General features: G+C 46.9%; 14 protein-coding genes and 1 rRNA gene. 5 read left to right on the top strand and 10 right to left on the bottom strand.

The window, feature by feature from the left end; genetic code table 11:
• Window positions 1-30 precede the first annotated feature (30 nt).
• The 3 genes from G7Y39_RS08815 to G7Y39_RS13685 form a co-directional block, all read right to left on the bottom strand.
• A complete protein-coding gene (locus tag G7Y39_RS08815; protein ID WP_165157018.1) occupies window positions 31-315 on the bottom strand; it encodes a transcriptional regulator in 285 nt (94 codons plus the stop codon).
• Window positions 300-890, bottom strand: a complete 591-nt coding sequence (locus G7Y39_RS08810; RefSeq protein ID WP_165157016.1) for a hypothetical protein — start codon at window positions 888-890, stop codon at window positions 300-302. The genes G7Y39_RS08815 and G7Y39_RS08810 overlap by 16 nt, the downstream gene beginning before the upstream one ends.
• Before the next feature lie 280 nt (window positions 891-1,170).
• Window positions 1,171-1,374 carry a hypothetical protein gene (locus G7Y39_RS13685; RefSeq protein WP_241159990.1) on the bottom strand — a complete coding sequence of 68 codons (204 nt, stop codon included), beginning with the start codon at window positions 1,372-1,374 and terminating at the stop codon, window positions 1,171-1,173.
• Window positions 1,375-1,713: 339 nt separating this feature from the next.
• Between G7Y39_RS13685 and lysS the strand changes: the two genes are divergently transcribed.
• From lysS to G7Y39_RS08785, 4 genes are all read left to right on the top strand, one after another.
• A complete protein-coding gene (lysS, locus tag G7Y39_RS08800) occupies window positions 1,714-3,444 on the top strand; it encodes a lysine--tRNA ligase (RefSeq protein WP_165157014.1) in 1,731 nt (576 codons plus the stop codon).
• 12 nt (window positions 3,445-3,456) lie between these two features.
• Window positions 3,457-4,452, top strand: a complete 996-nt coding sequence (locus tag G7Y39_RS08795; protein ID WP_165157012.1) for an NAD(P)H-dependent glycerol-3-phosphate dehydrogenase — start codon at window positions 3,457-3,459, stop codon at window positions 4,450-4,452.
• 8 nt (window positions 4,453-4,460) lie between these two features.
• A complete protein-coding gene (locus tag G7Y39_RS08790; RefSeq protein WP_165157010.1) occupies window positions 4,461-5,804 on the top strand; it encodes a glucose-6-phosphate isomerase in 1,344 nt (447 codons plus the stop codon).
• Window positions 5,805-5,966: 162 nt separating this feature from the next.
• Window positions 5,967-6,722, top strand: coding sequence for an HAD hydrolase-like protein (locus tag G7Y39_RS08785; RefSeq protein ID WP_165157008.1), 756 nt, complete (start codon window positions 5,967-5,969; stop codon window positions 6,720-6,722).
• A 60-nt stretch (window positions 6,723-6,782) separates the two neighbouring features.
• On the opposite strand, the gene G7Y39_RS08780 is transcribed toward G7Y39_RS08785, so the two are convergent.
• Window positions 6,783-7,685, bottom strand: a complete 903-nt coding sequence (locus G7Y39_RS08780; RefSeq protein ID WP_165157006.1) for a sugar phosphate isomerase/epimerase — start codon at window positions 7,683-7,685, stop codon at window positions 6,783-6,785.
• 155 nt (window positions 7,686-7,840) lie between these two features.
• Between G7Y39_RS08780 and G7Y39_RS08775 the strand changes: the two genes are divergently transcribed.
• Complete coding sequence (locus G7Y39_RS08775; protein WP_165157004.1) at window positions 7,841-9,229, top strand: DUF1080 domain-containing protein; 1,389 nt, start codon at window positions 7,841-7,843, stop codon at window positions 9,227-9,229.
• Window positions 9,230-9,294: 65 nt separating this feature from the next.
• Here G7Y39_RS08775 and G7Y39_RS08770 read toward each other — a convergent pair whose 3' ends face one another.
• From G7Y39_RS08770 to rrf, 6 genes are all read right to left on the bottom strand, one after another.
• Window positions 9,295-10,542: an ABC transporter permease gene (locus G7Y39_RS08770; protein WP_165157002.1), complete on the bottom strand. Its 1,248-nt coding sequence runs from the start codon at window positions 10,540-10,542 to the stop codon at window positions 9,295-9,297.
• Between the two features lie 12 nt (window positions 10,543-10,554).
• Window positions 10,555-11,733, bottom strand: coding sequence for an ABC transporter permease (locus tag G7Y39_RS08765; RefSeq protein WP_165157000.1), 1,179 nt, complete (start codon window positions 11,731-11,733; stop codon window positions 10,555-10,557).
• On the bottom strand, window positions 11,723-12,742 hold the full coding sequence (locus G7Y39_RS08760; RefSeq protein ID WP_165156998.1) for an HlyD family secretion protein: 1,020 nt from the start codon (window positions 12,740-12,742) through the stop codon (window positions 11,723-11,725). The genes G7Y39_RS08765 and G7Y39_RS08760 overlap by 11 nt, the downstream gene beginning before the upstream one ends.
• A 24-nt stretch (window positions 12,743-12,766) precedes the next feature.
• Window positions 12,767-14,158 carry a TolC family protein gene (locus tag G7Y39_RS08755; RefSeq protein WP_165156996.1) on the bottom strand — a complete coding sequence of 464 codons (1,392 nt, stop codon included), beginning with the start codon at window positions 14,156-14,158 and terminating at the stop codon, window positions 12,767-12,769.
• A 183-nt stretch (window positions 14,159-14,341) separates the two neighbouring features.
• Window positions 14,342-15,247, bottom strand: a complete 906-nt coding sequence (locus G7Y39_RS08750) for a hypothetical protein (protein ID WP_165156994.1) — start codon at window positions 15,245-15,247, stop codon at window positions 14,342-14,344.
• A 164-nt stretch (window positions 15,248-15,411) separates the two neighbouring features.
• Window positions 15,412-15,512, bottom strand: a 5S ribosomal RNA gene (gene rrf / locus G7Y39_RS08745); the annotation flags it as partial.

Genomic DNA, 15,512 nt, shown 5'->3' with positions numbered 1-15,512 from the left:
GGAAGACTTGTGCCATCACGATGGCACAAGCTAAATATGGATATATTGCCTTAATGTATTCACATACTCCTCCATCGCCAAGCATCCTTTGTCTGTGATCCGGCAAACCGTCCGGGGCTTCTTCCCGACAAAGCCCTTCTCGATCTCGATATAACCCGCTTCACTAAGTTTGTCCAGTTGGACGCTCAGATTTCCCGCCGTAGCGTTCGTCTTCTCCTTGATATAGACAAACTCCGCCTCCTCCACCGATAGTAAAATGGACATCACCGCTAACCGGAGCTGGGAGTGCAATAAGGGATCTAGCTCTTTAAACATTCTTGTTTCATTTTTTCATTTAGCAGATGACCGGGAATAATCATCATGACCACAAAGATAGCGGCAAAAATCAACAAACGATCCAAACCGTGTATAAACAGAAGCGAAAAGGACAAGGCAATACCAACAATCCCCAATACGATCATCGGGTTGTATTTGGTTACACATCCACTAATCGCCACTCCCATTCCCATCAAAAGCGGAATCAAGAAATAGATATCGACCGCTTGGAAAAAAGCAAAAAACGATAATAGAAACCCGACACATCCAAAGATGCCCCAAACCCTATTTGTGATCCGATCCATATACGTTTGTGCCCCTCTCTTTCCGCTCTTCCTGCTGAAATAAATGGTTAACGGAAAAGCGATGACCGGCAGTGACCACCACAAATATTGTATTTGATAAAATTCGTATTTAAAAATAGCGAACCAAACGACTACAGCGATAAACGTTGTCAGATATCCCCATATCAAAAGCGGATACGCCGCATAGCGGGCCACGTTATTTTGCGTCTCCTTAATCATCCGGGCTATAAGCTCCAGACTCTCCTTCTCTGTTAAATTCTTGTCTTCCATAAACTTAATTATTTATTTGTTATATTTACTTATCTCGGGAAAATATCCAGATATTTCCTCCCGCATCGGAAACATGGGCTTTATAGACGACCGTTTGTCCCGATATCTTTTGGATACTACCCCAGCCTATCGCCAAAATCCAAAGCGGTGGTAGTAAAACCCGTACCGTGGCTCTATTGATTTACCGGATGATAATGCAGCTTTAATTTGAAAGTCGCTTCCTCTTCCTTCCAGCATATCCATTTGCCAATTCTCGTTCTCGTCATGGCATACGGATAAGTCAAATTTTTTCCCAATCCACGTTTTCCAACCGGATCGTGACCTTCCCTTTCTCAGACTTCGCCATGCCATAAACAGGCTTCGTATCTTTCCCGGCCTGAGCCATGACCAGGATATTTCCTTGATTACTGCGTATATTACCAACCTCTACGATAATAGTACGTGCCTTTACGCAACCACATACCAACATAAATAAAAACAACACATACCAACATAAATAAAAACAATGTGAATAGAACTCGTCTCATTTTAGTATCCTCCTTTTATTGTTACTACTATCACAAACAAGTTTATTTTGTAAACTGTCTGTGGATAAAAAAAGCAAAGAAGCTGCGCACTCCTCTTTGCACGTCGCGAATGTAGATAAGTTTATTTTATAAACCAAATTAAAATCACAAAATATTCAAAAAATATTCACGGCTTTCATTCGAAAATATTTCAGTTGTCCTTTTTGCATGGCTTGCCTCAACCTTTTACCACATAAGTCAGCATAAATCAGAAATATTTTGTAGTTTTGCGCCGTATTATACAAAATAATAGCATAATGAATCTATTAGAACTGAGTGAACAGGAAATAATAAGACGTAATAGCATGGAGCAGTTGCGTCAGATGGGGATAGAGCCTTATCCCGCAGCTGAGTATGTAACGAACGCATTTTCCAAAGAAATAAAAGAGACATTCAAAGACGACGCGGAGCCACGCCCGGTACGTATCGCCGGCCGTATCATGAGCCGTCGTATCATGGGAAAGGCCTCTTTCATGGAGCTGCAGGATTCTGAGGGCAGAATACAGGTCTATATCTCTCGTGACGATATCTGTCCGGACGAGAATAAAGACACATACAATGTCGTTTTCAAGAAATTACTGGATATCGGTGATTTCGTCGGGATCAAGGGATTCGTTTTCCGTACTCAGATGGGAGAGATTTCCGTTCATGCGCAAGAATTGACAGTTCTGTCTAAATCACTTCGTCCGCTACCGGTCGTCAAATATAAGGACGGTGTCGCTTATGACGGTTTCAATGACCCGGAGCTTCGCTATCGCCAGCGTTACGTGGATTTGATAGTCAACGAGGGTGTAAAAGATATTTTCATGAAACGTGCGGCTATCATCAAGACCATGCGTACCGCTTTGGATGAGGCCGGATACACGGAGGTGGAGACTCCGATCCTGCAATCTATCGCCGGAGGAGCCAGCGCGCGTCCGTTCATCACACATCATAACTCCTTGGATATCGATCTGTATTTACGTATCGCTACCGAGTTGTATCTGAAACGGTTGATCGTCGGTGGATTCGAGGGTGTATACGAGATCGGTAAGAACTTCCGCAACGAGGGTATGGACCGTACGCACAACCCGGAGTTCACCTGTATGGAGCTTTATGTTCAATACAAGGACTATAATTGGATGATGAGCTTCACCGAAAAACTGCTGGAACGTATCTGCATCGCCGTGAACGGTACGAGCGAGAGCACGATCGATGGTAAGACAATCAGTTTCAAGGCCCCTTTCCGCCGTTTGCCGATCCTAGAGGCGATCAAGGAAAAGACAGGGTACGATCTGGAAGGTAAGAGCGAGGACGAGATCCGTGCGATCTGCGAGGAATTGAAGATGGAGATCGACGAGACGATGGGTAAAGGTAAATTGATCGACGAGATCTTCGGGGAGTTTTGCGAGGGTACGTTTATCCAGCCGACCTTCATCATCGACTATCCGGTTGAGATGAGTCCGCTGACCAAGATGCACCGTAGCAAACCGGGACTGACCGAACGCTTCGAGTTGATGGTAAACGGAAAGGAATTAGCGAACGCTTACAGCGAGTTGAACGATCCGATCGACCAAGAGGAACGTTTCAAGGAGCAATTGCGCTTAAGCGAGAAAGGGGATGACGAGGCGATGTTCATCGACCAGGATTTCTTACGCGCCCTTCAATTCGGTATGCCTCCTACGTCGGGTATCGGTATCGGTATCGACCGTCTGGTTATGTTGATGACCGGACAGACAACGATCCAAGAGGTATTGCTTTTCCCGCAAATGCGTCCGGAGAAAACCGTAAAGAGAGATAACGCCGACAAATACATAGCCTTGGGTATTTCAGAGGAGTGGGTTCCCGCTTTGCAGAAAGCCGGCTACCTGACGGTTGACTCGCTGAAAGACGCGAACGCGAACAAATTAAGACAAGATCTCTGTGAGCTTAATAAGAAATATAAGTTGGAACTGCAAAATCCTACGGCCCAGGAAATAGAAGCTTGGATAGCCCATGTAGGAGAATAAAAGCGTGATACGATGGATTTGCCCGGAAAAATCGCGATAATGGGAGGTGGTAGCTGGGCTACCGCCTTGGCCAAGATCGTACTTTCAACTCAAGACAGTATCAACTGGTACATGCGTAGGCCCGATCGTATCGAGGAGTTCAAGCAGTTGGGACACAACCCGTGTTACCTCACCGCCGTGAAATTCGACACGAACAAGATAAACTTTTACTCCAATATCAACCAAGCGATCAAGGACTCGGATACCCTGATCTTCGCTACGCCTTCCCCTTTCTTGAAACAACACTTGAAGAAGGTGAAGACCTCTTTGAAAGGCAAGTTTATCATCTCGGCGATCAAGGGTATCGTACCGGATGAGAATATGTTGATCACGGATTACTTCGCGGAGTATTACAAGGTCCCGACAGAAAACATAGCGGTTATCGGGGGTCCCTGTCATGCGGAAGAGATCGCTCTGGAACGGCTCTCATACATTACGTTGGCTTGTTCCGACATTGAGAAGGTCCGTACGATATCCCCCGTTTTCAAGAATCAATACTTAAAGAATTCCTTCTGTAAGGATGTGACCGGTATCGAATACGCCGCCGTACTGAAGAACGTATACGCTATCGCCGCCGGTATTTGCCATGGAATGAAATATGGCGATAACTTCCAAGCCGTATTTATCTCGAACGCTATCGAGGAGATGCGTAATTTCGTGGATGCCGTACACGGGCTGGAGCGGGATATCACCGACTCTGTCTATCTGGGCGATCTGCTGGTTACCGCTTATTCCCGGTTCAGCCGTAACCGTACCTTCGGAACCATGATCGGTAAGGGATATTCCGTGAAGACAGCGCAACTGGAGATGGAAATGATCGCCGAGGGATATTATGGGACCAAGTGTATGCACGAGATCAACGAGAACTATAAAGTGAACATGCCGATATTGGACGCTGTTTATGATATATTGTACGAGAAAAAATCGCCGATAACGGTCATTCGTCAATTAACGGAAACGTTTAAATAAAATCGCATATGAAAAACATCAGTTTAAACATCGACAAGGCACTGGGCGCTGTATCTAAAGAACAGGTTTACGCTCAAGAGGCCAAGGCAATGGAATGTATTGCCACATTGCACAACGGTAACGGAGCAGGTAACGACTTCTTGGGTTGGTTGCATCTCCCCTCTTCTATTACGGACGCGGAGTTGGCCGACATCGAGAATACGGCGAATGTGCTTCGTTCCACATGTGAGGTAGTCGTAGCCATTGGTATCGGTGGTAGCTATTTGGGCACCAAAGCGGTAGTAGAGGCGTTAAACAATAGCTTCGACTGGTTGCAAAACGACCGTAAAAACCCGGTTATGGTATACGCCGGACACAATATCGGAGAGGATTATCTTTATGAGCTAAGCGAAGTCTTGAAAGGTAAGCAATTCGGTATTATCAATATCTCCAAGTCGGGTACGACTACAGAGCCTGCCTTGGCTTTCCGTATCTTGAAGAAACAATTGGAAGACGCGGTTGGCAAGGAAGAGGCGAAACATCGTATCGTAGCGATCACGGACGCCAAGAGAGGCGCTTTGCGTACCTTGGCAGATCAAGAAGGTTACAAGACGTTCATCATCCCGGATAACGTGGGCGGACGTTTCTCTGTCTTGACCCCGGTAGGTTTGCTTCCGATCGCCGTAGCAGGTATCAGTATCCGCGACTTAGTTGCCGGAGCAGTTTCCATGGAAAAAGCCACAGACGCAAGCGTTCCTTTCGCTGACAATATGGCCGCTATCTATGCCGCTACTCGTAATGAGCTATATAAGAGCGGTAAAAAGATTGAGATCTTGGCCAACTTCCATCCGAGGTTGCACTATATCGCGGAATGGTGGAAACAGCTTTACGGAGAGAGCGAAGGGAAAGACGGTAAGGGTATTTTCCCCGCATCCGTAGATTTGACAACCGATTTGCATTCCATGGGGCAATGGATTCAAGACGGTGAACGTACGATTTTCGAAACGGTTATCTCCGTGGAAGCTACAGATCACAGCGTGTTGGTTCCTACAGACGAGGCCGATTTGGATGGATTGAACTTCTTGGCAGGCAAGCACGTAGACGAGGTAAACAAGATGGCTGAATTAGGTACTCAGTTGGCTCACGTGGACGGTGGCGTTCCGAATATCAAGGTTACGATGCCGAAAGTAAGCGCGTTCTATATCGGTCAGTTGTTCTATTTCTTCGAGAAAGCTTGCGGTATAAGCGGTTATATGCTAGGTGTGAATCCTTTCAATCAACCGGGTGTTGAGGCTTATAAGAAGAATATGTTCGCCCTGTTGAATAAGCCGGGATACGAAAAAGAAAGCGAGGCGATCAAAGTACGTTTATAATACGTATGATCTCTAAAAGAACGGTTTTCTCATTGCGAGAGAACCGTTTTTTTGTTTGAATTGTTTTTTTATTACTCATTTCATTCTTTGAGTAAATCGCTCCCGGCCTTGTATCAGATCGAGACACGCGGAGTAGTTATTGGTTTTTAAGGAGGTAATAACATGATTCAAGAAGCGATTATCCGATATTTGCGTAAACACAGGCAGGAATCCCTTTCTCCTAAAGCGGTTCTTTTTGATATGGATGGTGTATTATATGACTCTATGCGTTTTCATGCACAGGCATGGTATGAGGTAGCCACCCTCCATCAGCTAACCTCTCGGCTGGAAGACTTTTATATGTTTGAAGGACGTACCGGAGAAAGTACGATCAACGAGCTCTACCAACGCACTCTCCAACGAGACGCTACCGTCGAAGAGCGACAAGCGATCTATAAAGAGAAGGCAGATCTATTCAACACCTATAATGACGGTACCCCTATGACCGGTGCCGCGGAGGTGCTAAAAGAAGTGGAAGCATCCCAGCTGCGGCGATTGGTTGTGACCGGTTCCGGCCAACATAGCTTGATCGATAAGCTAAACCATACCTATCCGGGACATTTCAACCGGGAGAAGATGGTTACGGCTTTCGACGTGAGATACGGCAAGCCCCATCCCGAACCTTATTTGATGGGACTTCGAAAAGCGGACGCAAAGCCCAACGAGGCTTTTGTCGTGGAAAACGCTCCCCTGGGAGTAGAAGCCGCCGTGGCGGCCGAGATCTTTACGATAGCTGTAAACACCGGACCTCTCCCCGATCAGATATTATTGGATGCCGGAGCGGATTTACTATATCCGGATATGAAAAGCCTGGCGAACGATTGGAGACGAATCATGGCGCTCGCGAAATCCACCCGATTAAAGGAGTATGCCGACTAAGAGAATAAAAGAGAGGCTACCCGATAATCAAGTAGCCTCTCTCTTTTATCACCGGACGGATTATTTCACATAATCAGCCTTATTCAAGAAATCATAGCTCTTTTGGACATCTTCCTGAGGAGTGCCATCATAACGCTCAACCTCCACGTACCAATCTTTCATTCCATTCGCATAAGCCTGCTCGAAGATAGGCTTGAAATCCATTTGGCCGCTCGCGCCGATAGCTTTCTCGTCCTTGATATGAAGAATCGGGAAACGGTTCGGATATTTCTTCAAGTATTCAACAGGATTCTGGCCTCCGCGCATTACCCAATATACGTCCATCTCGAACATCACATGATCCGGGCTGGAGTTTTCCAACATCAAGTCATAAATAGTCTGTCCTCCTATCTGCTTGAACTCATAGTCATGGTTATGATAGCCAAACTTGATACCAGCTCCAGCGGCCGCCAAGCCAATCTGATAGAAATAATCACCAAAGTATTTCTTCAAATCATCCAAGGATGCCTTCTCGTTAATCGGAGATACCGGCATAACCATATATTTCATACCCGCTTTCTTATGAGCTTCGATGGCTGTATTCCACCAAGACAAGTCCTTGTTCATATCATCGCTCATAAAATGAGAGAGGTGAGCACTTGTCGGTTTCATACCCAAGTCGTTACACATCTTCTTGAACTCAGAAGGATCAACGCCGTAAATCTTTCCGTCATCACTATATCCAGCGGTCTCCAAGTTTACATATCCCATCTTTGATACAATATCCAATACCTTTTGGATACCCAAATCATTGATATCATCGCGCAAGGAATATAACTGAAGTCCGATATGTTTCTTAGCCGCTTCAGTCCCAGCGGCAGCTTGTCCTGACTTACCGCCACAAGAGGATAATAACTGCGGGGCTACCAACCCACCCGCAAGCATCAAAGAGGCTTGCTTCAAAAAATTACGTCTGTTCTGCATAATACTATTAATTAAGTTTGATTGAGAATTTTTACAAAAGTAAGACTATATTCTTAGGTTTATATCGTCATGGAAGTTAAAATCTTCAAAAATAACATCGTATTTTAATTTTCGTTATCTTTGGGGGATGTATTATTACTTAAATCATTTATCTCATGAAAAAATTATCAATTCTGGCGATGGGCCTTCTCTTTGTCCTGACCACAGCCTGTAGTGTTTCCGGCAGTGGCACTTTATTCGATGGCAAAGATAGTAACAAATGGAAAACGACCGGCGATGTCTCCGTTCAAGAGGAGATGATGACCTTGAAAGGTGCGGACGCGCTGGCCGTACTGAAAAATGGTAAATACAAGAACTTCGACTTGGCCCTCGAGCTACGTACTACTCCGGGAGGCAAAGGAGCCGTCTGGTTTCATACCGACCCGGCGCTGAAGAAAGGATATCGTATCGCTATCAATAACGACTGGACGGATAAGGTGTGGTGGAAAATGACAGGCAGTCTTGTCTCCGTGCGGAATTTGACCAAAAGCTTCGTGAAAGAAGATCAATGGTTCACGATGAATATCCGGGTGGCCGGTCAGGAGATCGACGTAACTATAAACGGCGAGCCAGTCGTGGAGTATATCCAGCCGGCCGCACCATATCGTACGGACGCCAACGCCCATGCCTTATTATCGGAAGGGACATTCGCCCTGGAGAGTGAGGGTAGCGGTGAGATCCAGGTCAAGCATATCGCCGTGAACGTAATCGAGGAATCCGCGATCGATATCAATGCGCAACTGGCGGAGGCGAACGATGAGCAAAATGACGAGATCATTAAATTGCACCAATCGGATTTCCCTGTATTGGATTATCACGTGCACTTAAAGGGTGGGTTAACCAAGGAAGTCGCCGCCAAGCAATCACGCAAGACCGGTATCAATTATACGATCGCGCCCAACTGCGGCATCGGTTTCCCGATCACGAACGACCGTCAAGTCATGGATTACCTGAACGAGATGCGCTCACAGCCTTTCATCCTGGGTATGCAAGCGGAAGGACGCGAATGGCTCAGCACGTTCTCTCCCGAGACAATTAAGGAGTTCGACTATGTGTTTACGGACGCTTTGACGTTCAATGACCATAAAGGCCGCCGTACCCGCCTATGGATTCCGGAAGAGACTTGGATCGAGAATGAGGAGCAGTATATGGACATGATCGTGGATCGTATCTGCTCCGTGCTGGAAGAGCCGGTAGATATCTACGTAAATCCTTGCTTCTTGCCATCTCCGATGGATAAGCGTTTTGATGAGTTCTGGACCGAGGCTCGCATGAATCGTTTCGTCGAGGCATTGGCAAAAAGCGGGAAAGCACTGGAGATCAACGAACTATACAATATCCCCAATAAAGCGATCATCCTGAAAGCGAAAGCCGCCGGCGTTAAATTCACGTTTGGGAGCAACAACGTGACACCCAACGTCAGCGATCTGTCTTACAGTATCCGCATGATGAAAGAATGCGGCCTGACCGCCGAGGACATGTACAAACCGAAGGTTAAGATCTGATCATGCGTCTACCCTCTCCGCATAACCGCTCTGTTACGACACCCGTAACAGAGCGGTTATCCACTTTATCGCGACATCCGGCGCACCTTCATAGACCGGTATCGCCGCAGGATCATCTTACGGCTGCGCAGGATCTGATAACGGTATACGATACAAGCCAAGATAAAATAGACGCCCGCTTGCGCCCATAACACCCCGTATTCATGCGCCACCTCACGCAAGGAAGCGCCGGACGTATTGATACGGATAAATCCCTGGATACCCGGAGTGGAGGGAAACAAATAACCTACCGCTTTCCAAAACGGAGGAATCGCCGCCTCCGGCCAGGAGACACCCGAGATAAACAACAAGACGACAGAGGTGAAAACGAACACCAACATAGGCGACTCGCGACTCGTCATAAATCCCGACAGCGTCATAGACATAAAAATACAGGCGAACAGGTAAGGCAGCAAGAACCCTAGAAGGGTCAGCGGCTCACCAACCTGGGGCAAGGAGAACAATCGGGGAACAATCGCCAATACCCAGACGCAAACCACCGCATACAGCGAAAGATAGGTCAGCGACTTACCGAACACGATAGGCAAGATCCCGTTAAAACGCCGGCAGACAGGCACCAGGCTATGGAAACGGTTCCGTTCCCGTGCCGTTCCGCCCAACATCCCGATACCCAATAGCAAGGTCTGTTGCAATACCAAGATCAAGATAGCCGGCACCAAGAAACCGGCAAAGCCATTCTGGGAATTAAACAACGCTACCGATTCATACGGGATCGGGTCTACCGTGATCTGATCCATTTTATCCGTAGACGACGGGTGATTACGCACCCGAAGCTCTTTGCCCATCTCCAACGACACCTCTGTCGCCGCCAAAAGGAAAGCCTTATAGAACAACAAGGCGCTCATATCGCAATACAACGAGACGGTGGTCTGTCGCCCTTCATGCAAGTCCTTGCTATAATCCGGAGGAAAGAGCAAAATTCCATAGGCCCTCTTCTCGTCCAGCATCTTCTTGGCTTCCGCCATATCCGGGCAAACAGCCACTACTTCCACGTCCGGCGTGGCGTTAACACGTCGGGTAAACTCGCGGCTCAAATAGGAATCACAGGGGTCTACCACCACCATCCTCGCCTCGCGCACGACCTCGTTCGTATATATAAACGAGTAAAGCAACGGATAGACAAGAGGCACCAGGAAAAAGAAAATCAGGACCCCCGCGTCTTTAAACACGTTTTCCAACTCATCCCTCCAAATATAAAACAGATCTGGAAGGCCCTCCTTCAGGATATATCTTAAACGATGTTCTCTTCTCATCACACACAGTTTTTACGGTAGATATTCGAAATCCGACAACGCCCTCTTCAAGTTCCGCCCGATAAGGAACGGCAAGATCAGGAATCCCGACAACCAAGCGTACTCGCCCAACGTATAAAACAGCGCCCGCCCGTTCAAGGCTTGATCGACATAAATCAAGAAATAATGCCGCAGGGGAAACAAACAAGCCAACGCTCGCAACGTAGGATCCATGCCTTGTACCGGAAACGAGAATCCGACAATCGAGAACGAGATCATCCCGAACAGGCTGGCGAAGCTAAGCCCCAAACGGAGCGTCGGTAATACGCCAATCATGAATACGCCTACCGCCTGGGAGGAGATAATCAGCAAGAACATCGCCCAAAGCATCGGGAACCAACCGCTATTTAATGGGAAAGAATTAAATCCGTACAACACCGCGCAATACATAAAGCCTACGACCGTAAAAACAGCCGTCTGTGGCAATAACTTTCCCAACAGACTGACAGCGATGGAGTTTCCTCCCATCTCCAACCATTTACGGGAGGTCGAATACTTAATTTCCGTACCGATACTGAATACGGTCACCAAAAACACCATCAGCTGGATGATACCCGGCAAAAGCGTATTATTCAAATAAACCGAGTAATTCAACCACGGATTGCCAATCGGATGCGTATCGATCACGATCGGTTGCAGCTGCCCCATGATCTGCGCCTCGGTATATCCTTTCGCTTGTCCGGTCCGTAAACCCACGGCGGCTCCCGCCAATACCGACATCGTTTTCAGATCCCGGAACAGCAGGGAAGCGGCGATCAAATAGCTACCATTCGTATAGAAAGACAACCGAGGTTGCTTTCCCGACGTGGCGTCCGCGGCGAAATCGGACGGGATGTAAAAGATTCCATATACATTCCCCTTCTGCATTTCCTGGCGAGCCTCGGTAAACGAACGGGTTTTCATAGATACCTTCGTCTGCTCAAAGGCATCCAGCTGGCGAATCAAATCGCGTGAAGCAGTGGAGTTGTCTCTATCTACCACCGCGATCGGCAGATCGGTCGGCAATCCCTCACGCATCAACGACACAAAGAAAATGACACAGATAGCCGGAGCGATCAGCATACAAAAGAGGTAAATCGGCTGAGCCGCCAGCCGGTGCGCCTCACGCCTCGCAATAAGCCAGATTCTACGCAAACTGCCTTTATCGGTCATAGATCTCTTTTCCTTTTTTCTTTAAGATCACAGACATCCCCGGACGAAGATCAGCGACTTTCTCTAACGGACGGGCACGCACCTCGAAAGTTTTCGAGTCATATTGCCCGTTTGTCTTTGTCGCCTTCCATGCGGCATACGAGCCCATATCCTTCATATAATACACTTTCAGTCTCACCGGTTGATCCCCCAACGCCGGAATGAAAGCATTCACTTCCGAGCCAATCCGGATGTCTCTCAACAGATCCTCTCGAATACTGAAAGTTATCCACATATCATCTAAATCAGAGATACTCATGATCGGGGCACCTGTACCCACCAACTCGCCGACTTCCGGAAACTTTTCGGAGACCTCCCCGTCAATCGGAGCCACCAAGGCGCTCTCGCCCACATACGACTCCACTTCGGCGATAGCGCCCTCCGCACGTTGGACCATAGCGGCCGCAGCGGCCTTATCTTCCTTACGGGCACCCTCCTTTGCCATCTCATATTGAGAACGGGCAGCCTTCTCCGTCGCCACCATCGCATTATAATTGGCCTCCACCTCGTCTCTCTTTTGAGCGGACATCACCCCTTTCTCATATAAATTCTGGATACGATCGAACGATTTCTTGGCGATAATCAATCCGGCTCGCGCCTTTTGCCACATCTCATACGCGGCCGTGATTTCCTGCTCACGGGCACCTTTAATCGCTTTCGCGTTCTGTGCTTCCGCCGCCGTGCGAGCCGCCTCCGCTTGTTTCAGTTTCGCCAGGACCTCGGGCGTATCTAAAAAGACTAACGTATCCCCTGCTTTTACCCGATCACCCTCGCCAAAACGATAGGAAGCGATACGTCCGGGAACCTTACCGGAGATACGAACTTGGGTGGCCTCGGCCTGCCCCATTATAATATCATCCGGCGGTGTAAGCAGGAAGAAACCCGCCAAGGCTACCAATCCGATCACGACCAATACCGTGATAAAAGCTAACATCATGTTACTGATAGAAAACTTCTTGTTCTCGTTCATCTCTGTGTATATTTTTATTTGTTATTACTCTTTCTCTTTCACGGACAGTTTACCCAAAGCCTTGCTCAGGTAAACCTCTGCCAATTTCACCTCGATCTGAGCGTCAATCAAACCAGAGCGAGCAGAGACCCACGCAGCCTGTGCCTCCATCAAGTTCAAAGCCGGAATAACCCCTTCCTCAAAACCGAGATTCGCACGCCGCAAGTTCTCTTCCGCTTTTTCCATATTACGGGAAGAAGCGATCCATTTTTTACCCGCCTCATTCACCTTATAAACGGATTGATGAACCTGCAACTCAATCTTCTCACGGGCATCCTGCCATTCCAATGTTTTTATGCGAGTTTCCGCTTTCGCCGAGTTACGCTTATAAGTACCTTCCCACCAACCGGACAAGGGGACCTTTACCAGAACTCCAACATTAAACATACCCGCGAAATCATTTTTAAAGCCATTAAAGACATTCGGATTCGTGACGAAGTAATTCGCCGCTAAAGCGACATTGGGCAACATTTCCGCCAAAACGATACGTTCTTTTCGCTTATAGATTTTCGCCGCCAGATCCAGACTTCTCAGTTCATTCCGATTCATGAGGGCCTCATTCAAATCGGCCGAGGCTTGTGTTGTCTCTACCGGGAAATTATCCAGTTTCTCGTCCGCGAGCGATAAATCCTCCTCCAAGGACAAGCCACAAATTTGCGCTAAAAGCATTCGGGTTAACGCCAGGCCATTCTCAACCTTAGTCTGCGCCATCTCCGCCTCATTCAGTTTCACCTTGACGGAAAGACCATCCGCCTCGGTTAAGATTCCCTCTTGGATCATAGCGGTCACATCACTATCCATCTTACGGAGCAAATCCACATAAGCATCTGCCAATTTCTTCTTATTCACCAAAGATATGACTTGCCAATAAGTCTCGTCTGTCTTATAAATCAGGTCCTGCAACCGCAAATTATTCATTGACTCCGCTAGCTGCTTGGCGAACTTCGTGATCTGATTATAATTAACGATCTTCCCTCCCATGAATACAGGCTGTACCAACAATATATTGCCCACCCAGATATTCTGTACATCCAAATGTTGCATATCGTTCACCCCACTCATCAAATGTTGGATCATCGGTAATTGAGCCAAGCCTCCTAAAGAAGAACTCAAGGATGAGGATAAAGCGCCCATATCCAGTAAGTTTATATCCTTCTGGTTCCACATATAGGCACCGTTTGCCGATAATTGGGGAAAGTACTTGGTAAAAGCGGCTTTTTTCTCATTATCCGCCATCTTAATCTTTTCGCCAGAGATTTGTAGCTCCTTATTGTTCCGGATCGCCAGATTCCGACACTCTTCCAAGGTCAACATTCGCTGAGCGTGCATGCAGCTCACCGTGACTACAAATGTTAATAGTAAGATCGTTCTCTTCATCTTTATATCGTTTTAACCTACCTATATACTGCCATCCTATTCCCTATGCGACAAAAATATAAAAACCCACACAAAAGTATAGGTTTAAAGCAACTATAAAATTGAACTCATTCAATAAAGGGTGCGTTTCCTCAACTTACGGCACGACTCGCCCGTACAAATCAAAGGGAGATAATTTCAGGGTTAATCATCCAAGGTGAATTTCTTCTGCCCAATCAAATTACCGTCTGAGAAAATATCCACGCGGTAAGTACCCGGAGATAAGAATTCCTCGATATTCCAGTACAGGGTCACAGCTACCTCCTCACCTTCATATTCTATCATTTTCTTCATAGAATAATTGATTTCCTTTCCCTCAAAAGCGAATACATCCGCACGGCTTTTCACCAGTATATCGTCATCTGGTTTCATGATCCGTACATATACCATCTTTTCACCGACAGGGGCGGTAATATTCTTCGCGATCTTGAACGTCACGACGAATTGCTGCATCTTCTTAATACGCTTAGCCAATTTACCACGGGAGTTAACAGGAGTCACGTTAATATCCGTCGCATCCAAACGACTCGCTAACGTTACTCTTTCCGTCAATTTCTCTTTTTCCTTTTTCAAGGTAGCTGCCTGTGAAGTAGCCCTCTGATATTTCTGGACAGCTTCCTTCTTCTCAACCTTCAATTGCTCATTCTCACGATTCAAGGAATCAATCTGGACAACATAGTTACGCATGATTTTACGTAAAGTATCCAATTCCTTTTTCAAGCGAGCTATTTCCTTGGCATTCGTGGCCTTTACCGTACGCAACTCTTCCAATAAACGCTGCACCTTCGCTTGCTCCGTAGATAATAGAGCGACGAGAGAATCATTGCCTACGCTAAACTTATAACCTTCATATTGAAGAGACAACTCATTATATTCATCCTCCAAAGATTCTTTCTCCAGATCAAAAGCTTCCACCAAATCAGTCATTTGCTGCTTTTGATGATAAATATAATAACCAGCGCCAGCAATAATCAGTACTAATACTACAACCGCTACGATAAGCAGCGAAAGTTTATTTACTTCTTTATTCTCTTTCTTTTCAGTATCCATATGAGGTTCTTAGCTATTACAAATGGCGCAAAATTACAATTTCTTATCCATCCGAACAACGAAGTACACTTAAAAATAGAAAAAGACAGAGAGGATATATACCCAAAAAGGGAGTCAACCCTTTCGGATTGACTCCCCTCTCTTCCGGCTATCGCCTTCACTCAAGACGGCGGCTACCTACTCTCCCACTGTTACGCAGTACCATCGGCGTGACGAGGCTTAACTTCTCTGTTCGGAATGGGAAGAGGTGGATCCCTCGTGCCAT

The sequence above is a fragment of the Parabacteroides sp. ZJ-118 genome, from assembly GCF_011038785.1.
Lineage (GTDB): Bacteria > Bacteroidota > Bacteroidia > Bacteroidales > Tannerellaceae > Parabacteroides.
This window is presented reverse-complemented; position numbering and strand designations above follow the sequence as displayed.

Excerpts from the sequence above, each read along its gene's own strand:
- G7Y39_RS08790 (WP_165157010.1), top strand. The coding sequence starts at position 4,461 with ATGAAAAACATCAGTTTAAACATCGACAAGGCACTGGGCGCTGTATCT.
- G7Y39_RS08810 (WP_165157016.1), bottom strand. The coding sequence starts at position 890 with ATGGAAGACAAGAATTTAACAGAGAAGGAGAGTCTGGAGCTTATAGCC.
- G7Y39_RS08795 (WP_165157012.1), top strand. The coding sequence starts at position 3,457 with ATGGATTTGCCCGGAAAAATCGCGATAATGGGAGGTGGTAGCTGGGCT.
- G7Y39_RS08755 (WP_165156996.1), bottom strand. The coding sequence starts at position 14,158 with ATGAAGAGAACGATCTTACTATTAACATTTGTAGTCACGGTGAGCTGC.
- lysS (WP_165157014.1), top strand. The coding sequence starts at position 1,714 with ATGAATCTATTAGAACTGAGTGAACAGGAAATAATAAGACGTAATAGC.
- G7Y39_RS08785 (WP_165157008.1), top strand. The coding sequence starts at position 5,967 with ATGATTCAAGAAGCGATTATCCGATATTTGCGTAAACACAGGCAGGAA.
- G7Y39_RS08765 (WP_165157000.1), bottom strand. The coding sequence starts at position 11,733 with ATGACCGATAAAGGCAGTTTGCGTAGAATCTGGCTTATTGCGAGGCGT.
- G7Y39_RS08815 (WP_165157018.1), bottom strand. The coding sequence starts at position 315 with ATGTTTAAAGAGCTAGATCCCTTATTGCACTCCCAGCTCCGGTTAGCG.
- G7Y39_RS08775 (WP_165157004.1), top strand. The coding sequence starts at position 7,841 with ATGAAAAAATTATCAATTCTGGCGATGGGCCTTCTCTTTGTCCTGACC.
- G7Y39_RS08750 (WP_165156994.1), bottom strand. The coding sequence starts at position 15,247 with ATGGATACTGAAAAGAAAGAGAATAAAGAAGTAAATAAACTTTCGCTG.
- G7Y39_RS08770 (WP_165157002.1), bottom strand. The coding sequence starts at position 10,542 with ATGAGAAGAGAACATCGTTTAAGATATATCCTGAAGGAGGGCCTTCCA.
- G7Y39_RS08760 (WP_165156998.1), bottom strand. The coding sequence starts at position 12,742 with ATGAACGAGAACAAGAAGTTTTCTATCAGTAACATGATGTTAGCTTTT.
- G7Y39_RS08780 (WP_165157006.1), bottom strand. The coding sequence starts at position 7,685 with ATGCAGAACAGACGTAATTTTTTGAAGCAAGCCTCTTTGATGCTTGCG.